Annotated in this window: 15 protein-coding genes; 10 read left to right on the top strand and 5 right to left on the bottom strand. The window is 68.1% G+C overall.

What is annotated here, in order from left to right; genetic code table 11:
- Positions 1 to 1,254: TerD family protein (locus tag ACLML9_RS13205; RefSeq protein WP_411945787.1), on the bottom strand; the 1,254-nt coding region annotated here is incomplete at its 3' end.
- A gap of 88 nt (positions 1,255 to 1,342) precedes the next feature.
- Between ACLML9_RS13205 and ACLML9_RS13200 the strand changes: the two genes are divergently transcribed.
- Positions 1,343 to 1,828: a hypothetical protein gene (locus tag ACLML9_RS13200; protein WP_411945786.1), complete on the top strand. Its 486-nt coding sequence runs from the start codon at positions 1,343 to 1,345 to the stop codon at positions 1,826 to 1,828.
- Positions 1,829 to 1,832: 4 nt separating this feature from the next.
- Here the strand turns inward: ACLML9_RS13200 and ACLML9_RS13195 are convergent, their stop codons facing one another.
- Together ACLML9_RS13195 and pabB are read right to left on the bottom strand one after the other, a co-directional pair.
- Positions 1,833 to 2,222, bottom strand: a complete 390-nt coding sequence (locus ACLML9_RS13195) for a hypothetical protein (protein WP_265806688.1) — start codon at positions 2,220 to 2,222, stop codon at positions 1,833 to 1,835.
- Between the two features lie 79 nt (positions 2,223 to 2,301).
- Positions 2,302 to 3,771: an aminodeoxychorismate synthase component I gene (pabB, locus tag ACLML9_RS13190; protein WP_411945785.1), complete on the bottom strand. Its 1,470-nt coding sequence runs from the start codon at positions 3,769 to 3,771 to the stop codon at positions 2,302 to 2,304.
- A gap of 79 nt (positions 3,772 to 3,850) precedes the next feature.
- Here pabB and ACLML9_RS13185 point away from each other — a divergent pair, with 79 nt between their 5' ends.
- From ACLML9_RS13185 to ACLML9_RS13165, 5 genes are all read left to right on the top strand, one after another.
- Entirely contained in the window at positions 3,851 to 4,915 is a 1,065-nt protein-coding gene (locus ACLML9_RS13185) for a phosphotransferase family protein (RefSeq protein WP_411945784.1), read from the top strand.
- A 304-nt stretch (positions 4,916 to 5,219) separates the two neighbouring features.
- Positions 5,220 to 6,350, top strand: coding sequence for an NDMA-dependent alcohol dehydrogenase (locus ACLML9_RS13180; protein ID WP_039823507.1), 1,131 nt, complete (start codon positions 5,220 to 5,222; stop codon positions 6,348 to 6,350).
- A gap of 295 nt (positions 6,351 to 6,645) precedes the next feature.
- Positions 6,646 to 7,476 carry a serine hydrolase domain-containing protein gene (locus ACLML9_RS13175; protein WP_411945783.1) on the top strand — a complete coding sequence of 277 codons (831 nt, stop codon included), beginning with the start codon at positions 6,646 to 6,648 and terminating at the stop codon, positions 7,474 to 7,476.
- A 96-nt stretch (positions 7,477 to 7,572) separates the two neighbouring features.
- Positions 7,573 to 8,106 carry a DUF3145 domain-containing protein gene (locus ACLML9_RS13170; RefSeq protein ID WP_411945782.1) on the top strand — a complete coding sequence of 178 codons (534 nt, stop codon included), beginning with the start codon at positions 7,573 to 7,575 and terminating at the stop codon, positions 8,104 to 8,106.
- 952 nt (positions 8,107 to 9,058) lie between these two features.
- On the top strand, positions 9,059 to 9,898 hold the full coding sequence (locus ACLML9_RS13165) for a cytochrome P450 (RefSeq protein WP_411945781.1): 840 nt from the start codon (positions 9,059 to 9,061) through the stop codon (positions 9,896 to 9,898).
- Positions 9,899 to 10,118: 220 nt separating this feature from the next.
- Here the strand turns inward: ACLML9_RS13165 and ACLML9_RS13160 are convergent, their stop codons facing one another.
- Positions 10,119 to 10,880: a hypothetical protein gene (locus ACLML9_RS13160; RefSeq protein ID WP_411945780.1), complete on the bottom strand. Its 762-nt coding sequence runs from the start codon at positions 10,878 to 10,880 to the stop codon at positions 10,119 to 10,121.
- Between the two features lie 157 nt (positions 10,881 to 11,037).
- Here ACLML9_RS13160 and ACLML9_RS13155 point away from each other — a divergent pair, with 157 nt between their 5' ends.
- The 4 genes from ACLML9_RS13155 (at position 11,038) to ACLML9_RS13140 (ending at position 16,218) form a co-directional block, all read left to right on the top strand.
- Entirely contained in the window at positions 11,038 to 11,265 is a 228-nt protein-coding gene (locus ACLML9_RS13155; RefSeq protein WP_411945779.1) for a TetR/AcrR family transcriptional regulator, read from the top strand.
- Positions 11,266 to 11,360: 95 nt separating this feature from the next.
- Positions 11,361 to 12,617: an MFS transporter gene (locus ACLML9_RS13150; RefSeq protein ID WP_411945778.1), complete on the top strand. Its 1,257-nt coding sequence runs from the start codon at positions 11,361 to 11,363 to the stop codon at positions 12,615 to 12,617.
- 334 nt (positions 12,618 to 12,951) lie between these two features.
- On the top strand, positions 12,952 to 15,732 hold the full coding sequence (locus ACLML9_RS13145) for a P-loop NTPase fold protein (protein WP_411945777.1): 2,781 nt from the start codon (positions 12,952 to 12,954) through the stop codon (positions 15,730 to 15,732).
- 81 nt (positions 15,733 to 15,813) lie between these two features.
- A complete protein-coding gene (locus tag ACLML9_RS13140) occupies positions 15,814 to 16,218 on the top strand; it encodes a hypothetical protein (protein WP_411945776.1) in 405 nt (134 codons plus the stop codon).
- Here ACLML9_RS13140 and ACLML9_RS13135 read toward each other — a convergent pair.
- Complete coding sequence (locus ACLML9_RS13135) at positions 16,213 to 17,424, bottom strand: helix-turn-helix domain-containing protein (protein ID WP_411945775.1); 1,212 nt, start codon at positions 17,422 to 17,424, stop codon at positions 16,213 to 16,215. The two genes, ACLML9_RS13140 and ACLML9_RS13135, sit on opposite strands and share 6 nt — an antisense overlap.
- Between the last annotated feature and the right edge of the window lie 226 nt (positions 17,425 to 17,650).

The following is a 17,650-nucleotide window of genomic DNA, read 5'->3' as shown; positions in this document are numbered from 1 at the left end:
TGTGTCTGGTTTTCTGCGGTGTGCTCTTCCGATGTGGTAAGCCCACAGTGCCCCCCAGCCGGGGCCGCGCGCCCCGGACGAGGTGAGCGACCGGGCCGCCCGGGTGTGCCAGTGGATGAGGAATTCTTCGGTCTCCGCCGCGCAGGACGAGCACGGATGGTGACCGCCGAAGACGCGGCGCCGCCGGCGCGCGCCGCAGCGGCCGCAGTCGTGGGCGTGCGGTCGCGCGGCCGGACGCCGGTCGGTGGTCCAGCGTTCCCCGTCCCACCAGCGCAGGCGGGCGGGATCCTCGGGGTCGCGGTACCAGTCGGCGCGGTCGGAGCCGGGAGGCGGGGGCAGGCGTACCGGCTCGGTGGTGGCGAGCCGGCGCAGCGTGACCGTGCCGGGGAGCTGCCGGGTGGGCTGCGGCTCGGCGAAACGGTCCCAGGGCGCGGCGGGAGCCGCGGGCGGGTTCTCGTCGAGGCGGTAGTGGACGTTGCCCGGATGCGTTCCGGGGGATGCGGTGCGGGCGCCGTCGCCGGCGGCGATGGTCCGGCCGGGGCCATGGGAGGCCGCCCGGTCACCGGCCGGGTCGTCGGCCGCGACACCGGTGCGGTGAGGCCCGGGATCGGCGGGGCGGTCGAGGACCGCGGTACTCCGGTCCCCGGCCGGGGACGCGGCCGGTCGCAGTAGCTCCGTGGCGTCCTCGGCCGCCGTGCGGACCGGGCTCTCGTCGCGGCGCGCCGGCGGGGTGGCCTGTCGTGCCGCGGGACCTTCGTCGACCTGAATGCCGAACTCGGTGATCAAGCCCGCCATGCCGGCGGCCCAGCCCTGTCCGACGGCCCGGAACCGCCAGCCGTCGTCCCGGCGGTAGAACTCGCCGAACATCATGGCCGAGACCGATTCCGAATCGTCGAGGGTGAACACCGCGACCGGGCCGTCTACCGCGAAGACCGTGAGGGTGACCTCGCCGAGTTCGGTGAAGGTCGCCTCCTCGAGCGAGCCCGACACCACGATGCGGTCCACCTCGGCCTCCGTGCGCGGCAGCGAAACGCTCAGCCGCGCCGTGCCCGGATCGGGGTCCTGGTCGAGGGTGACGGCCTGGGAGATATGGCGGGGTGCGTTGTAGAAGACCAGATCCCGGTCGCCGCGCACCGACCCGTCGCGACCCAGCAGCAGGGCGTGCGCGTCCACCGTATGGTCCGACCGCCAGGAAATCACCACGGCCAGAAGCGATGTCGGTATCGGCGTATTGGCGCCCTTGCTCAGTTCCATCGTTGTCGAACTATGCCATGTGCCGCCGACACGCCCGCAGGTGTGCAGGTCGTAGCGGTTTTCGTCATCGATGCGGCAGAGTTGTCGCATGGCCGATCCGGGGCAGCCGCGGGACAAGCGGCCGGGCGCCCGGCGGGTCCCCACACCCGCCGATGTGCTCGCCGCCGCGCAGACCGCGGTGGACGCCGCGCAGTCCGCGGCCGGCCAGGCGCTGGAGGCCGCCCAGCTGACCGCCGGCCAGGCCTTCGACGCCGCGGTACGGCTGCCCCCGGCGTCCGCGCAGCTCGCCGCGCAACTGCCCGATGTGCTGGAGAACCTGTCCAGTGCCATCGACCGGCTCAATGCGACGATCGACCGGCTCGACCGCACCCTGGCTCTCGCCGACCCCGCGTTCGCCGCCTACGACCGGTTGCTGCCGCGGCTGGAGGCGATGATCGCACTGGGGGAGGATCTGTTCGGCGCGCTGGCCCGGTTGCCCGGTGTCGGCCGGCTCGGCCGGATGGCCGGATTCACCGCGGCCGAACCCCCGGAACCGGAACCCGAACCGAAGAAACGGTCCCGGCGCCGGCCCTGAACGCTCAGGCCGAGTCGAGCGCCCGGCCGTTGTAGGGGGTGTCGTGGGCGGTGCGATCGTGGACGGGCCGTACCTGCACCTCGGCGTCGTCGAAGGTGATCTGCGCGTTCTTGTTCGCACTGAGCAGGATCAGTACCAGCTGGTCGGCGATCCGTTCGGCGGCCTCCCCGCTGGGGTACCGTCCGAGGACCCGGACACTCGGTCCGACGGTGCCGCTGCCCCGGTCGTAGTCCCATTGCCCGTTACCGGTCGCCACCGCCAGCCGGGCCACGACGTCGACGCCGCCCGGACCGTCGTGTGGGCCGCGTTCACGCACCGATTCCGTGCCGATCTCGATGATCTGGTCGGCCCGAAGCCAGTCCCCACCATGTGTTCTCACCCAGAGCTGTGCCATCGCTCCATTGTCGCGCTGTTCGCCGGATCGGGTCGCTCGTTTCCGATGGCCCGCAATACTTCTCGGCCGCCCGCGGCGCTCATCCGGCCGCGGTGACCTCGGTGGCCGGCGCGGCGGCGCCGACCGGCCCGGGGGCCAGGGCCCGGTACACCGCCGCGGCCTTGAGCAGCATCTCGTCGTATTCCGCGTCGGCCACCGAGTCCAGCACGATGGCTCCGCCGGCGCCGATCTGCCAGGTCCCGCCGTAGCGCACCGCGGTGCGGATGACGATATTGAGGTCGGCCGTACCCCCGAGTCCCAGGAAACCGATCGTCCCCGAATACACCCCGCGCGCCCGGGTTTCGAGGGTGTCGATGATCTGCATGGTGCGGATCTTGGGCGCCCCCGTCATGGAACCTCCCGGGAAGCAGGCGCGCAGGCAGTCGACGACCCCCGTATCGGCGCGCAGGATGCCGCGCACGGTCGAAACCAGCTGGTGCAGGGTCGAATAGGTTTCGGTGACCAGCAGTTCGCGCACCCGGACACTGCCCATCTCGCAGACCCGGCCCAGATCGTTGCGCAGCAGGTCCACGATCATCACGTTCTCGGCCCGGGTCTTCGGGTCCTCGGTCAGCGCGCGGCGCAGTCGTTCGTCCACGACCGGGTCGGGGTCGCGGCGGGCGGTGCCCTTGATCGGTTTCGTCTCGACCGTCCGATCACGGGTGATCTTCAGAAAGCGTTCGGGGGACGAGCAGGCGATCTCCAGATCGCCGAACCGCAGGTAGGCCGAGTAGGGCGCGGGATTGGCCCGGCGCAGCGCGCGGTAGACATCGAGTCCGCCGGATGTGGCGGGAAAGACGAGCTGGTCGGTCAGCGTGATCTCGTACGATTCACCGGCCCGCAGCGCGGCCCGGCAGTCGGCGATATCGCGCAGGTAGCGCGCCCGGCCGCGGACCAGGTGTTCCTCCAGACCGGCGGTTTCGCCCGCCGTGGTGATCGGGGGCGGGTTCGACCAGGTCGGCAGTGTCTCCAGGATGGCCGCGGTGGTGCGCAGCCAGGTCCGGGCCGCGGCGCGGCCGGAATCGTCGGCCAGTGCGAGCAGATATGTGCGGCCGGCGAGATGGTCGACGACCACCACCCGGTCGGCGAAGATCCATTGGGCGTCGGGCGCCGGGGCGCGGTGCGCCGCGGACCCGCCGCAATCGGCCTTGACCTCGTAACCCAGGTATCCCACGTAGCCCCCCGCGAAATCGAACGGGAAGTCTTCCGGCAGCGGGACCGGCCTGGTCCGCAGCGCTTCGGCCAGATGATCCAGGATGGTGCCCCGGACTTCGCGGACACCGTCGGCGGTTCGGACGGTGACCGTACCGCTGCCGACCCGGTAGCCGATCACCTCGGCCAGCGGGCCGGAGGCGTCGCCGAGGAACGAGAAGCGATCCATGCCCGGTTCCACGTGTTCGCTGTCGAGCCAGAAGGCGGCGGGCGAGGCGCCGTACAACCGCAGGAAGGCGGCCTCGGTGTCGACGGCCCGCTCGAGTACGCGGTGCTGGAGGGTCACGGAGAAAGACATCGTGGCCCGAACCCTACGCCGCGGGCGGGTATCAAACTGTTGTCGGTTGCCTGCAGTTCATCCGGCCGGGTGGGGCACAATGTCAGGCATGTCTGTTGCGCAGCCGGTAGGCGTGGATCGTGAGCACGTCGACTTCACCGTCGTCGGGAACTGGATGGACGAGCGGGGGCTCACCGGCGGTGAGTTCCAGGAGGTGAAGGCGCTCGGCGGCGGCACACAGAACATCATGCTGCGTTTCACCCGGGGCGGGCGCGAGTACGTGCTGCGCCGGGGCCCGGCGCATCTGCGCCCGAAGAGCAACGAGGTCATCCGGCGGGAGGCGCGACTGCTGGGCGCGCTGGCCGATACCGATGTCCGCGCCCCGCGGGTGATCGCCGCCGAACCCGACGAATCGGTGCTGGGCGCGGTCTTCTACCTGATGGAGCCGATCGAGGGCTTCAACCCGCAGACCGAGCTACCCGCCCCCTTCGCCGAGGACCCGGAGGCCCGCCGGCAGATGGGCCTGTCGGCGGTGGAGGCCATCGCCCAGCTGGGCGCGCTGGACTACCGGGCGCTGGCCCTGGACGATTACGGCAAACCCGAAGGGTTCCTGGAACGGCAGGTCGGCCGCTGGACCCACGAACTGGAGTCGTACTCGGCCAACGAGGGATACCCCGGCCCGCGGATCCCGGGCCTGGACGCGGTGGCGGACTGGCTGGAACGCCACCGTCCGGCCGAATGGACCCCCGGCATCCTGCACGGCGACTGCCATCTCGCGAACATCATGTTCTCCTACGAGCGGCCCGAGGTCGCGGCCCTGGTCGACTGGGAGATGTCGACCATCGGCGATCCGCTGCTGGATCTCGGCTGGCAGATCGCGACCCGGCCCGAACCGGGCACCTCCGGGGCGGCGCTGATCGGCAAGCTCGGCGAGGCCGGTTCACTGCCGACAAGCGCGGAGATGGTCGAGCACTACGGCAAGTTCTCCGATCGGGACCTGAGCGCGGTCACGTGGTACACGGTGCTGGCCTGCTTCAAACTCGGCATCGTGCTCGAGGGTACGTACGCGCGGTCCTTCGCGGGTAAGGCGCCGAAGCAGGTCGGTGAGTTCCTGCATGCGAACACGCTCGAACTCTTCGCGCGGGCGCGCGGACTCATGGAGTGAGAACAGGTTTCATTAATTCGACGCGTCCGGCGTGCGCCGGCGCTTCCCCCGGCCCGCGCCGGGCAGTATCGCGGCGGGACTGTCCGTAGGCGGCACCCCGCAGGTATCGGTGGTGGAAGCGGACGATTCGGGAGTTGCTCGGCCGACGGCCGGCGGTGGGTTTTCCCTCGCCGGCGCCGTGCAATGGTCGGCCGACCAGTTCTGCCGGGAAAATCTTCGCCAAACCACTAGAACGTGTTCCAGTTCGTATCGTAGTGTGGAGGCCGTCACATGAAAGCCCGCGCATGCGAGAGGTCGGACACGAATGAAGACGAAGGGCGCGATCCTGTGGGGGATCGACGAACCGTGGTCGGTCGAGGAAATCGAACTCGGTGACCCCCGCGCCGGTGAGGTGCAGATCCAGCTGGAAACCGCCGGAATGTGCCATTCGGACCACCATATGGTCACCGGTGCCACCCCGATGCCGTCGTTCCCGGCCATGGGCGGCCACGAAGGCGCGGGCGTCATCACCAAACTGGGCCCCGGCACCCCGCCCGACCTGGCCGTCGGCGATCACGTGGTGCTGTCGTTCATCCCCGCCTGTGGCCGCTGTCCGGCGTGCGTATCGGGGAACATGGCCCTCTGTGATCTCGGCATGGGCCTGCTGTCCGGGCAGTCCATCAGCGATGGCAGCTACCGCATCCAGGCCCGCGGCAAGGATGTCATCCCGATGTGCCTGCTCGGCACGTTCTCGCCGTATATGACGGTGCACTACAGCTCGGTGGTCAAAATCGACCCCGAGATCCCGTTCGAGGTCGCCTGCCTGGTCGGCTGCGGTGTGCCCACCGGATTCGGCTCCTCCACCCATGTCGCCAATGTGATGCCCGGCGATACCGCGGCCATCGTCGGCATCGGCGGTGTCGGGATGAGCGCGCTACAGGGCGCGGTGCTCTCCGGGGCGCAGAAGGTCGTCGCCATCGACCCGAACCCGTGGAAACTGGAGCAGGCCAAGAAGTTCGGCGCCACCCACACCTACGCCAGTATGGCCGAGGCGATCATGCCGCTGATGGAGGCCACCGAGGGCCGGATGGCCGACAAGGTCATTCTCACCATGGGTGAGATGCAGGGCGAATACATCGAAGAGGGCCTGATCCTCACCGCGAAGGCGGGCACCCTGGTCGTCACCTCCATGGGGCGGATGGACGCCGCCGACGTGAAGATGAACAACTTCCTGCTCTGCATGCTGCAGAAGACGGTCAAGGGCTGCATCTTCGGTGGCGGCAACGCCCGCCAGGACATTCCGCGCCTGCTGTCCATGTACAAGGCCGGCCAGCTGAACCTGGACGATATGGTCACCCGGAGCTACTCCCTGGAGGACGTGAACCAGGGCTACAAGGACATGCTGGACGGCAAGAACATCCGCGGCATCATCAAGTACACCGACGCCGACCGCTGATCGGCGAGCGTACCCGCGCGTTCCCGGGTGGGCCGACCCCTCACCGGCCCACCCGGTGCTCGTCCGCTGCGTCGCTCTGATTTCCCACCTGATGTACCCCGCCGGGCGGCGCCGCGGCCGGGGAGGGACGAACTGGTCCACGCCGCCCGCCGACGCGTACGACCTGGTGATCCGCTCCGCCGCAGCGCATTTGCGATACCCTGGCCGAACGCGGGCGCGCGGCGGTTTTCCACTGCTTTCCGGTAACTGCTCGGCCGGGTTCCGCGGCCCCGGTACGGTCTCGTAACCTCGGGGTGTGCGCGCACTCGAGCAGATCCAGGAATGGCCGGTCAGGCATGCCGCGGCGGGTGTGATCACCCGGGACGGGCGCTGGTCGGCCGGTGAAACGGACCGGGTCTACCGCCTGGCTTCGGTCACCAAACCCCTGGCCGCCTACGCGGTGCTGGTCGCCGTGGAGGAGGGGGCGATCGAACTCGATCAGCCCGCCGGGCCGCCCGGCGCGACCGTCCGGCACCTGCTGGCCCACACCTCCGGCGTGGCCTTCGACACCACCGATATCCTGGCCCGTCCCGGAGCCAAACGGATCTATTCGAGCGCCGGTTTCGAACTGCTGGCCGACGCGGTCGCCGAACACACCGGTATTCCTTTCCCGGAGTATCTGCGCGAGGGCGTCTTCGAACCGCTGGGCATGGTCGATTCGGAATTGACCGGCTCGGCCGGGCACGGCGCGAATTCGACCCTCGCCGACCTGTTGCGTTTCGCCGCCGAACTTCTCGAACCGCGCCTGATCTCGGCGCAGACCCTCGCGGAAGCCACCAGCGTCCAGTTCCCGGGCATCGACGGTGTCCTGCCGGGTTTCGGCTCGCAGCGGCCCAACGATTGGGGCCTGGGCTTCGAGATCAAGGACGGGAAGTCGCCGCACTGGACCGGGGCCACCAACTCGCCCGAGACCTTCGGTCATTTCGGGCAGTCCGGGACGTTCCTGTGGGTGGATCCGCGCCACGCCGTGGCATGTGTGGCCTTGAGTGACGAGAATTTCGGCGACTGGTCGCGCGAAGTATGGCCTCCGTTCAGTGATTCGGTCATCGCGGAGGCAACACTCGCGCGCAACACGGAAGTGAAGTAACACGTGTAACACCGGGCACTCGAGTACACTCGGGCAACGCCTTGTCGACGGACCCGTTGGGGAAGACGAGCATCGTCGAAACCGGAGGTGTACGTGGTGCGCGGATCGTTCCGATACGCGGAGACAACTGCGGGTGTGGTGTACATCCACTCGTCGCCCGCCGCGCTGTGCCCGCATATCGAATGGGCGCTCGCGGCCGCTCTCGGGGCTCCGGCCTCGCTGCGCTGGACGGCACAACCCGCCGCCCCCGGCCAACTCCGGGCAACGACCGAATGGGTCGGCCCGGCCGGTACCGCGTCCCGTATCGCGCAGTCGCTACGTTCCTGGCCGGTCCTGCGTTTCGAGGTGACCGAGGATCCCAGCGAGGGGGTCGACGGGGAGCGGTACAGTTTCGTGCCGTCGCTGGGCCTCTGGCACGGCTCCACCAGCGCCAACGGGGATGTGATGGTGGGGGAGATGCGCCTGCGGGTCCTGTTGCAGGCCGATCGTGAACTGGGCCGGTACGCCGGGTTCGATCTGGCCGGCGAACTGGACCGGGCGCTGGGGACGGCCTGGGACGAGGACCTGGAGGTCTACCGGACCGGCAGCGAGGGCGCCGAGGTCACCTGGCTGCGCCGCGACGTCGGCTGAGAGCCCGGAAATCACCCATCCCGGCCGGGGAACGACACCGGCGCCGGGGCACCCGGTTGGGCGAACCGAGCTTGTCGTACCGCGCCCGCGATCCGAGTGGCGAACGGGCAGGCCACGGTGGCTCCCGGTATGGGTCACCACAACCGCGGCCGGCTCGGTCACGGTTTTCGCTGCGGACTTCGATGCCGGTCGGTATCATGTTGCCGAGTGTTCGCCCTTCCCCGGGAGAGGGTGCGATCACGGTGAATCTCTGCCAGCGGATTGCAATCGCTTCGACCGAGGGAGCGCATGAGCCGGGAGGCCGTCCGATGTACCGTGGCGGCAGTCCCGGGCGCGTGTCGAATCGACTACCGAGCCCTGCTGCGGTGATCACCGGCAGTCGTCGTCATCAACCTGTGTCCGGCGGTATGACGAACAACGACACCTGCCTTGCCGGAGTGTCCCGCGCCGGCCGGTCCTGAGTCCAGGTCGGCAACCCGCGTCATATTTCGTTTGTCACTGTTGAAACACCTGGAGTCTTCCTGTGCCCACACCTCAGCCGCCGGAAACGCCGCTGTCTTCCTATGACGGCCGCCCGATCGCGCCCAGTTCGGTGATCGATGGTGATGACCCGCGAGTAGCCATATACACCAAGGAATTCGCCTCGGATCCCCAGCGCGTATACCGGGAGCTGAGAGCCCGCTACGGATCACTGGTTCCCGTGGAGATCGCACCGGGTGTTCCGGCCACTCTCGTGGTCGATTACCAGACCGCGAAGCGAATACTGCACGACCCCGAGCACTTCCCGGCGGACCCTCGGGCCTGGGAGGCGAATGTGCCGCTCGACTGTCCCGTGCGGCCGATGTTGCAGTGGCGGCCGAATGCGTTGCGTAACACCGGAGCAGCTCATGCTCGGCTGCGCTCGGCCAACACATTCGCTATCAACGGGATCGACCTGCACACCACCCAGGCGTTGGTCGAAAAGATCGCGGTGCCGCTGATCAACGGCTTCTGCGCCGCCGGACACGCCGATCTGCTCGCTCAGTTCGTGCACCCCCTCGTCTTCGAGGTCCTCAACACTCTGGTCGGCTGCTCGTCCGATATCGGGGCGCGTGTCGCGCAGGGCATGACCAGCATATTCGATATCTCCGCAGATGCCGAAGAGGGCAACGTGATATTGGAATCGGCGCTGTACGAGCAGACCATGCACAAGATCGCCGAGCCCGGTAACGACATCACCACTCGAATGATCGCGCACAGCGCGGAACTGACCCAGGAGGAGGTGATCCACCAACTGGTCGTCATCTACGGGGCAGGGATCGAACCGACGGTCAACCTCATCTTGAATACCCTGCGACTCATGCTGACCGACGACCGGTTCGGCGGCGAAATGATCAGCGGTAGTCTCTCGACCGCCGATGCACTGGATGAGTTGCTGTTCACTGATCCTCCTCTGGCGAACTTCTGTTTCAGTTATCCGCGGCAGCCGATTCTCATCGACGGGGTGTGGCTACCCGCGCATCAGCCTGTGCTGATCAGCATGTCCGCGTGCAACAACGATTCCGCAGTGCATTCCGGAGACTTCACTGCGAATCGGTCCCATCTCGCCTGGGGCGCCGGCCCCCACACCTGCCCGGCGAAGGATCTTTCCTCTACCATCGCTCGCGCGGCGATAGATCAACTGCTCGATGCGCTGCCCGAGATGAAATTGGCGGTCCCTGTCGAGGATCTGCAGTGGCGGCCCGGGCCCTATCATCGCTCGCTGGCGTGCTTGCCCGTTGTCTTCGTCCCGATCCCGCCGATGGCTGTGTGAGGGCACGTCTGCGATAGGTCCGGTCCATCGCACGGTGGACCGGCCTGGGCGGCCCGCCCCTACTTCGCGGCCCACTCGTCCGGCGGTTCGACTCCGGCGGGCCGGGGTGGTGCGGGCCGGGCGCGCCGGCACCTCGGTTACCACTCTCGTAATCTCGATAACCCACTGGTAGCGAAGCGCGGATAGGCTGTGGGCGCCGGGCTCCACGGAGACCGGCCCTTCACGACTCGCCCTGCTGTCCGCGGAAACTTTCCCACATCTGTTCCACCACAATGGTGTGATCTTCCCGCCGGCCCGGCCCGAACGGCCCGGACTCCGGAAACGGTTGGTCGCCGACCGTATGACTCAGTTCTCGAAGGCCGTCCTGCCAGTTCATGGAACGCTCGATGTTCTGCGCCTGGGTCGTCACCGGGTCATGGGAGTATCTCTCGTCGATATCGACTCCGCTCTCTTCCAATATTTCACGGCGCGCCCGCGCGGCCGCCAAATATGAGGCGGTATCGCGCTCCACCAGTTTTTGTACCTGGCGATCGGCCCACCCCCGTTTGTCATCTATTTCATCGAGTCCCGGTGGCGCGATGGTGCGTATCAGATCGCTTCTGCGGGCATATTCCACCTGTTGCGCCAGGTGACGAGTCATCTCAGCGGAGCCGATGGGCATTTCACGGTATCCCTCCTCGATATCGATGGCTTCGGCATCGGGCACGGTGATCTTCTTACTCGTGTGGTCGGTGTAGGCGTCCAGGCCTCCACGCTCGAATGTCCATCCCCGCTGCTGTAGACCATGGATATCCCGTGTCAACGAACGAGAACACGCCACCAGGCCATCGATATCATCGCCGAGCCCCGAAACGACGCGTATTCGTCGCGTGGGTGCCGGGGCGGGATCGATCTCGGGCGGCGCAAGATCATCGATCGGTCCGCGCAGATCGTGATCGGTATCGCTGACCGTATTCGCGGCACCGTGCGCCTTCTCGCTCACCGATCGTGGCGGTCGAGACCTGAGTTTCGCCACATCCGGGACGAGGTTCTTCGCACGTTGAAGTACTTCGCGCATGGCGCGGATGATCCCGTCGGGCACACTGCCGATTCTCGCTCGGTATCGTCCTGCACGCGACCGAAAACGCTGGACGCCACCGGTGGCCAGACCACGCAGCTTCGAACACGAGAAGGTGCTCGCGGCCGCCACGAGTCAGTTCCAGCGCGCCGGCCTGCACGCCACCAGCGCGGAGGATCTCTGCCGGGCCACGGGCCTGGGACGCAGCAGCCTCTACAACACCTTCGGTAGCAAGGACGAACTCTTCGCGCAGTGCCTCGATGTCTATCTGGACAGCACCCTGGCGCGCGCGGAGGGAGGTCATCGGTGATGGTTCCCTCGGCACCGTCGAACGTATCGAGGTGCTGTTGCGCCGGGTCGTGGCCGAGGAGGCCGAACGGGCCGGGTCCGGGGCGCCGCGGCCCCGTGTCACCGACCCTCCCCGCCGCGCGCACCGCCGCGGTCCCCGCCGCCGTCTACGTTCTGGCCGCCGGTATTTTCGCCATGGTGACCAGCGAATTCGCGGACGCCGGCCTGATGCCCCAACTGGCCGAGAGCCTGCACACCGGTATCGACCGAATCGGCTACCTCGTCACGGTTTTCGCCGCCGCCATGGCCCTCGGCGGTCCGCTACTCGTCGCGGCGCTGCTGCGGATATCCCCGAAACCCGCGCTCATGATCGTCTTCGCGATCTTCCTCGCCGGAAACCTGCTGGCGGCCCTCGCCTCCTCGTACGCGGTGATGGTGGTTGCCCGGATCGTCACCGGCGTCGCCGCCCAGGCGTTCTTCGGTCTCGCGGTATCGCTGTGCATGCGGCTGGTCGACGAACAGTTCCGGGGTCGCGCGGTATCCGTGGCGATGAGCGGACTCATGCTGGGCACCCTGCTCGGACTGCCGCTGGCCACCTTCATCGGGGGCCGCCTCGGCTGGCCGGCGGCCTTCTGGACGGTAGCCGTGCTCACCGCGTTCGCCGCGGCCCTCACCCTGGCCTTCGTCCGCGACCCGGGCCGGCCGGGTGCCGGAGACAGCACGGCCGCCGCGTCACCGGCCGCCGAACTCCGTGCTTTCCGCCGCCCCCAACTGCTGCTCGCCCTCGTCTCCAGCACCCTGATCATCGGCGCGACCTTCTCCGTCTTCAGCTTCCTCACCCCGGTCCTCACCCGGATCAGCGGATTCGCCGACAGCGCGGTGCCCCCGCTGCTCCTGGCCTACGGTGCCGCGACGGTGGTGGGCAATGCCGTCGTGGGCCGCTTCGCGGATCGCCACACCGTCGCCACGCTGCTGATCGGCACACTGCTCAATATCGTGTTCCTCACCGGTTTCGCGGCCTGGACCGACTTCAAGCCCGCGGCAGTGGTGTTCATGCTCGGAATCGTGCTCGTCGGCGTGACGATGAACCCGGCCATGGCCGTGCGGGTGCAGCGCGCGGGCGGCACCGGGGTCCTGGTGAACACGGTGCACACCTCCTTCATCACACTCGGCGTGATCCTCGGCTCGGCCGTCGGTTCGAGCCTCCTGCCCGGGCACGGACTCCGGGCGCCGCTGGTCCTCGGAATCGTGCTCGCCGTACTCGCGGTCGCCGCGATCCTGCCGGCCCTGCGCTCCCCGTACCTGCGCGGGGGAGTGGACCGGGAGCCGGTGCGTGTCGTGCGGACGGACAGCCCGTATGCGGACGCCCGATAAGGCGGTACCGGGTGGTCGTTCGACCGTAGTGCTGTGCTCCTGGTCATGTTGCCTCGGCGCGGTGAATGCCCGGATCATGGCCCGGTGCGCAACCCTCGGCCCAGGAACCTGATCGCATTGTGACGCTCGGGCGAGCTTGCCGGATTCGACCTACCGAGCAGGATGGTCTCGCTGGACGTACCCGGACAGGACGCCCCGCTCGGCTCTTGGTGGTCCTGCGGTGGCAAGGCTCCGGCGGCCGATCCGGCCCCAACGATAAGGGTTGTGCCCGAGCGCGTCTCGTGCCCGCCGGTGGCATACTCGACCCTTGCGCACCACACAGGGGGATTGAACAATGACAACATCGGACGCCGTCGACATCACCGAACTCGGTGTGATCGGCGGGACGCGGTTCTCGTTGGCACTGACGAATCGCCCCTGGGAACTCGACATCGATACGATCGCGGTGTCGGTAGGAGCCGGGTTCGGTGCGCTCGGGAACGCGCTCCGCGAGGCATATCCGGACGCGGCGTGGAATGCGATCCTGTACGAGCTGATCGACGCCCGCCGCCCACGATTCTTCGCGCTCTCGTCCACGCGGCCGGAACAGGCGCTGCTGGTCAACCCGCGTGAGACCGGCGGCGACGAGAGCGAGTTGGCGGACGACATCCTCCGGGTGGCCGTCCGGGAAGCCATCCGGACCGCGGTCGGCGGCGGCACGAAGATTCTCGGACTGCCACTGCTCACAGCCGGGGCTCTGAACCGGCCCGAAACAGAGGTCGCGGCGGCGGTGGTCTCCGCCGCGGTGGAATCCGCGTCGGCCACGCCCGGGCAGCGATTGGACGGCCTCGTCTTCTTCTGCCGTGAGCAGAGCGAGGCGGCGGCCATTGCGGCGGAATTCGCCCGGTCGGTACCCGATCTGTCCGGCGGCCTGGCCGGTAGCCTGTCCGCCGATCTGGTCGATCCGAATATCGGGATCCCGCTGGAACGTGACCAACTCGGCGTCGGACCGTATGTGTCCATGCTGGCCACCGTGATCGCCGACCGCGAGACACCACTGCCGCTGTCGGTCGGCGTCTTCGGGGCGTGGGGTTCGGGCAAGAGCTATTTCATGGCGATGCTGCGGGACCGGATCGACGGTCTGGCCGGAACCGGCGAACGGTACTGCACCGAGATCGTGCAGATCGGTTTCAACGCCTGGCACTACACGGACAGCAATCTGTGGGCCAGCCTCGGCGACGAGATCTTCCGGCAGCTCGCCGGTTCCGAGCCCGGTTCGCGGGAGCGGGCGGAGCGGATCCGCCGGGAACTCGCCCACCGGGTCGACCAGCGCAGACAACTCGAGATCGCCACCCGCGAAGCCGGCGATACCGCGGCGGCACTGCGCGCGGAGATCGATGAGGCCACGGCGACGCGTGAAACGACCGCCGGTGATCTTCTGGTAGCGCTGCGCAACTCCGAATCGTTCCGGGGCCGCGTCGACGGTCTGTGGCGCCGGCTCGGCCTGACCGACGAGACCGCCCGGGCCAGGCTGCTGGCCGAGGAGATGCACGGCACCCTGACCGAAGCCGAGGCGTTGCGGCGGGTTCCGGCCGATCGGCGCGGCCGGATCGCGCTGGCGGCAGCGGCCGTCATCATGCTCACCGGCCTGCTGGGGGCAGTCCTCGCACCGGCCCTGCGGGACTGGCTGGCCGCGGCAGTCGCGCTCTTCGGTGCGTGCGCCGGCACGGGGGTCGCGCTGCTCGTCCGGGCGCGCACCGGGTTGCAGACGCTGCGAGAGATAGCCGGGGAACTGCACACCGGTCTGCGCGGCGCGGCCGACACGGCGGTGGCCGAACAGATGTCGGACACGCTGGACCGGCTGCGGGCCGCCGAGGCGCGACAGCGGGTGGCGCAAGCGCAACTGGACGAGGTCGTCACCCAGGTGGGGGAGCTCGGCCGGCAGCTCGCCCAGCTCGCGCCGGGGCGGCGCCTGCACAGTTTCATCGCCGACCGGGCGCGCAGCGACGACTACTCGGGCAGTCTCGGGCTGGTCTCCACGGTCCGCAAGGATTTCGAACAGCTCGTCGAATTGATGGTGGAATGGCGCGCCAGCGACCAGGAATGGGACCGCTCCCGGCGTCCGGTCGACCGGATCGTCCTCTATATCGACGATCTGGACCGGTGCCGGCCGGCGCAGGTGGTCGAGGTACTGCAGGCGGTACACCTGCTGCTGGCCTTCGAACTGTTCGTGGTCGTGATCGGCGTGGACCCGCGGTGGTTGTTGCGCTCGTTGCGCAGCAGCTATTCCGATCTGCTGGCGATGGACACCGAGGAGGACCCGGACGCGTTCGGGCGCACACCGGAGGACTACCTCGAGAAGATCCTCAATATCCCGCTGGTTCTGCCGGCGATGTCGCCGGACGGTCTGGGCCGCCTGCTCCGCTCGATCAGCGGACCCGATCCCGTGCCGGTCCCCGCGGTGGACCCGGCCGGGTATACGCCACCGCCCGTACCGGCGCCGCCGGCGATCGAGCCCGTGACCACCGGCGTGATCACGGTCGAACGTGGATCCGAGGTCGACCGGCAAGAGCAGCAAGGGCCCCGCACGCCGCCGCCACGGCCGATGACCGAAGCCGAGATCACCCTGCTCGCGGCATTGGACACGCTGATCGAGACACCGCGCGCGGCGAAACGTCTTGTCAACCTGTATCGGATGGTCCGCGCCACCCGCGATCTCTCCGAAGCGTCGCGCTTCCTCGGATCGGACGGGCAGCCGGGCGAATACCAGGCCGTGATCGTTCTGTTGGGCCTGCTCACCGCCGGGACGCAGGTGCTCGGTGTGGTCCTCGACGGGCCGGCGAGACCGGGGGACGGGATCGACGGTGGACTCGCGCACCGACCACCCGGCACCCCGCTGCACCGGTTCGTCGCCGATCTGGAACCGCGCCCCCGCGACGACGGATGGGTGAACCGTGTCGCCGGAACGCTGCCGCCGGGCCGGATCGGCCAGTGGCACCGTCTGCACGAGGGGCTGGCCCGGGTAGCGGGGGTCACCGACCTGACCGACCTCACCGAGTTGCAGCTGTGGCTACCGCGGGTGCGGCGTTTCTCCTATGTGCTGCCTGCCGTGGGCAGCCGGGGAGACGTGCCGTAGTCGGGCGTGGACCGGCCCGAAGCCGTGGCGGGCTGAACTGCGTCGGACCAGCCGACTGGGGCGTCGACGTATTCTCCCTGTATGGGTACCGTCACCCTGGACGTCCTCAGCGATGCGATCCGATCATCGTGGTCGGCGGAAACCAGCAGTGCACCGGCCGAGCGGACCGGCTCTCCGGCAAAGGGCCAGTGCGCGGTGACGGCTTGCGTCGTGCACGACTATCTCGGGGGAGAAATTCTCCACACGGTCGCCACGCTGCCCAGCGGCGAAACGGTTTCGCACTACCTCAACCGCATCGACGGACAGACTGTCGACCTGACCGCACAGCAGTTCCCTGCTGGCACCAGATTCACGTCACCGATACCCAAGCCCAGGGGAATGCCGTCGACGCGGGAATACTGTCTGTCCTATGACGGCACACGCAGACGGTACGAACTGCTCAGCGCACGTGTAGCGGAGTCTCTTCGGATCGCCCGCCGGTCATGATCGGGCAGTCCACATACCCATCAGCTCGCGTGCCTCTCGCACCGCGCTGTGCGGACGGACAGCTGACACGATCCCTTGGAGGGCCGCGTGCAATCGCGTGGAAGCGACTGAACTGACCGCGTCGAAACGGTCGGTCAACAGCACGCAGCCGTCGGCGATGGAGCCCGACTGCACGTGATTCTGGGCGAGCCTGATCTGCCAGGCAATGGTTTCCCGAGGGTAGGCGGCAGAGCCTTCGATCGCGGCCCGCAGGTACGTGGTGGCTTCCCGGTGGCTGCCGATCCGCATGAACACCAATCCCGTCAGACCGCTGAGCTGCGCTTCGGGCAGGTGCGCAAGATAGCCGGGATCACGTCCCCTGGTCGACTCGTAGGCGCGATGGGCACGACCAACCGCTGACACCATCTCCGACCGGTTACCCATGGTGCTATGGGCTTCAGCTTCTCGAATAGCGGCCAGTGCACGAAGTTTGGGGCCACCCTCACGCCGCGCAACCAACTGCGCCGCCTCGGCCAGCTTGATGCCTTCCCTCGGGCGGGACCCCTCCCGACACGAGAGCAGGCACGCATTTATCCAAGCATGCGCGGCGGCCACCCCGTCGCCTGTGGCCGTGGCGGCCTGGGCAGCGTCGGCATAGTAGCGTTTGGCGTCATCCCAACGACCGGCGTCGTAATGGATCCAGCCGGCTGCTGTCATCGTCTCCGCACCTGCACTGGCCAGGGTCGCGCCCACCTGGTCCGAGTAGTCGCCGTGGTCGAGCAGATGCTGCACATAGCGGGACTGATTCGCGGCCAGCTCGCACAGACGGTCGCCGCCGGCCACCAATTGGAGTTCGTGTAGCCGGTCTATGCCCCTGACAATTCGTTCGACATCGGACATGCCGATCCTTGTGCGGGTTGCTCCGATCGAGCTCGTTCGCTGCCCGCGATCGGCAGCCCTTGCTGCAGTCGCACCGACCACTCCGGCCTGGAAGAACTGGCGTCGTTTCAACTCCGCCTCCTCGTCGGACGGCAGCAATGCACTGAGCGGGACCTGCAATGCTATCGCTACGCGTCGCAAGACGCGGACATCGTAAGCGGCGGGCCCATCGTGCTCGAGCTGCGATACGGCGGGCTGGGTGAAATGGATGAGCGCGCCGAGCTCCGACTGGGTGAGGCCGCTGGACTTGCGTATTCGCCGGATGGTTGCACCGATGGTCACAGACATCCCATCCTCCGTTCCGTTGTGGCACAAGCCTTGTCGGTACCTCGCGCGGGATGGATTCTGACCAAGGGTCTCGCGCCTGATCGCACGATATACCGATCTCCACATATTCCAGAAGAGGTGGCGTATCTGACGCCGTTCCAAACGATTTCCGGGGCCTACGTTCCCTTTGGTACCCGGCGCCGGGGCGACGTCGCACCCCTTACGCGGCGCACCGCCTGCCCGACGG

This window comes from Nocardia sp. NPDC002869, from assembly GCF_046764065.1.
GTDB lineage: Bacteria > Actinomycetota > Actinomycetes > Mycobacteriales > Mycobacteriaceae > Nocardia > Nocardia rhamnosiphila.
The sequence above is the reverse complement of the archived record's forward strand: the minus strand, read 5'-3'. Positions and strand labels throughout refer to the sequence as shown.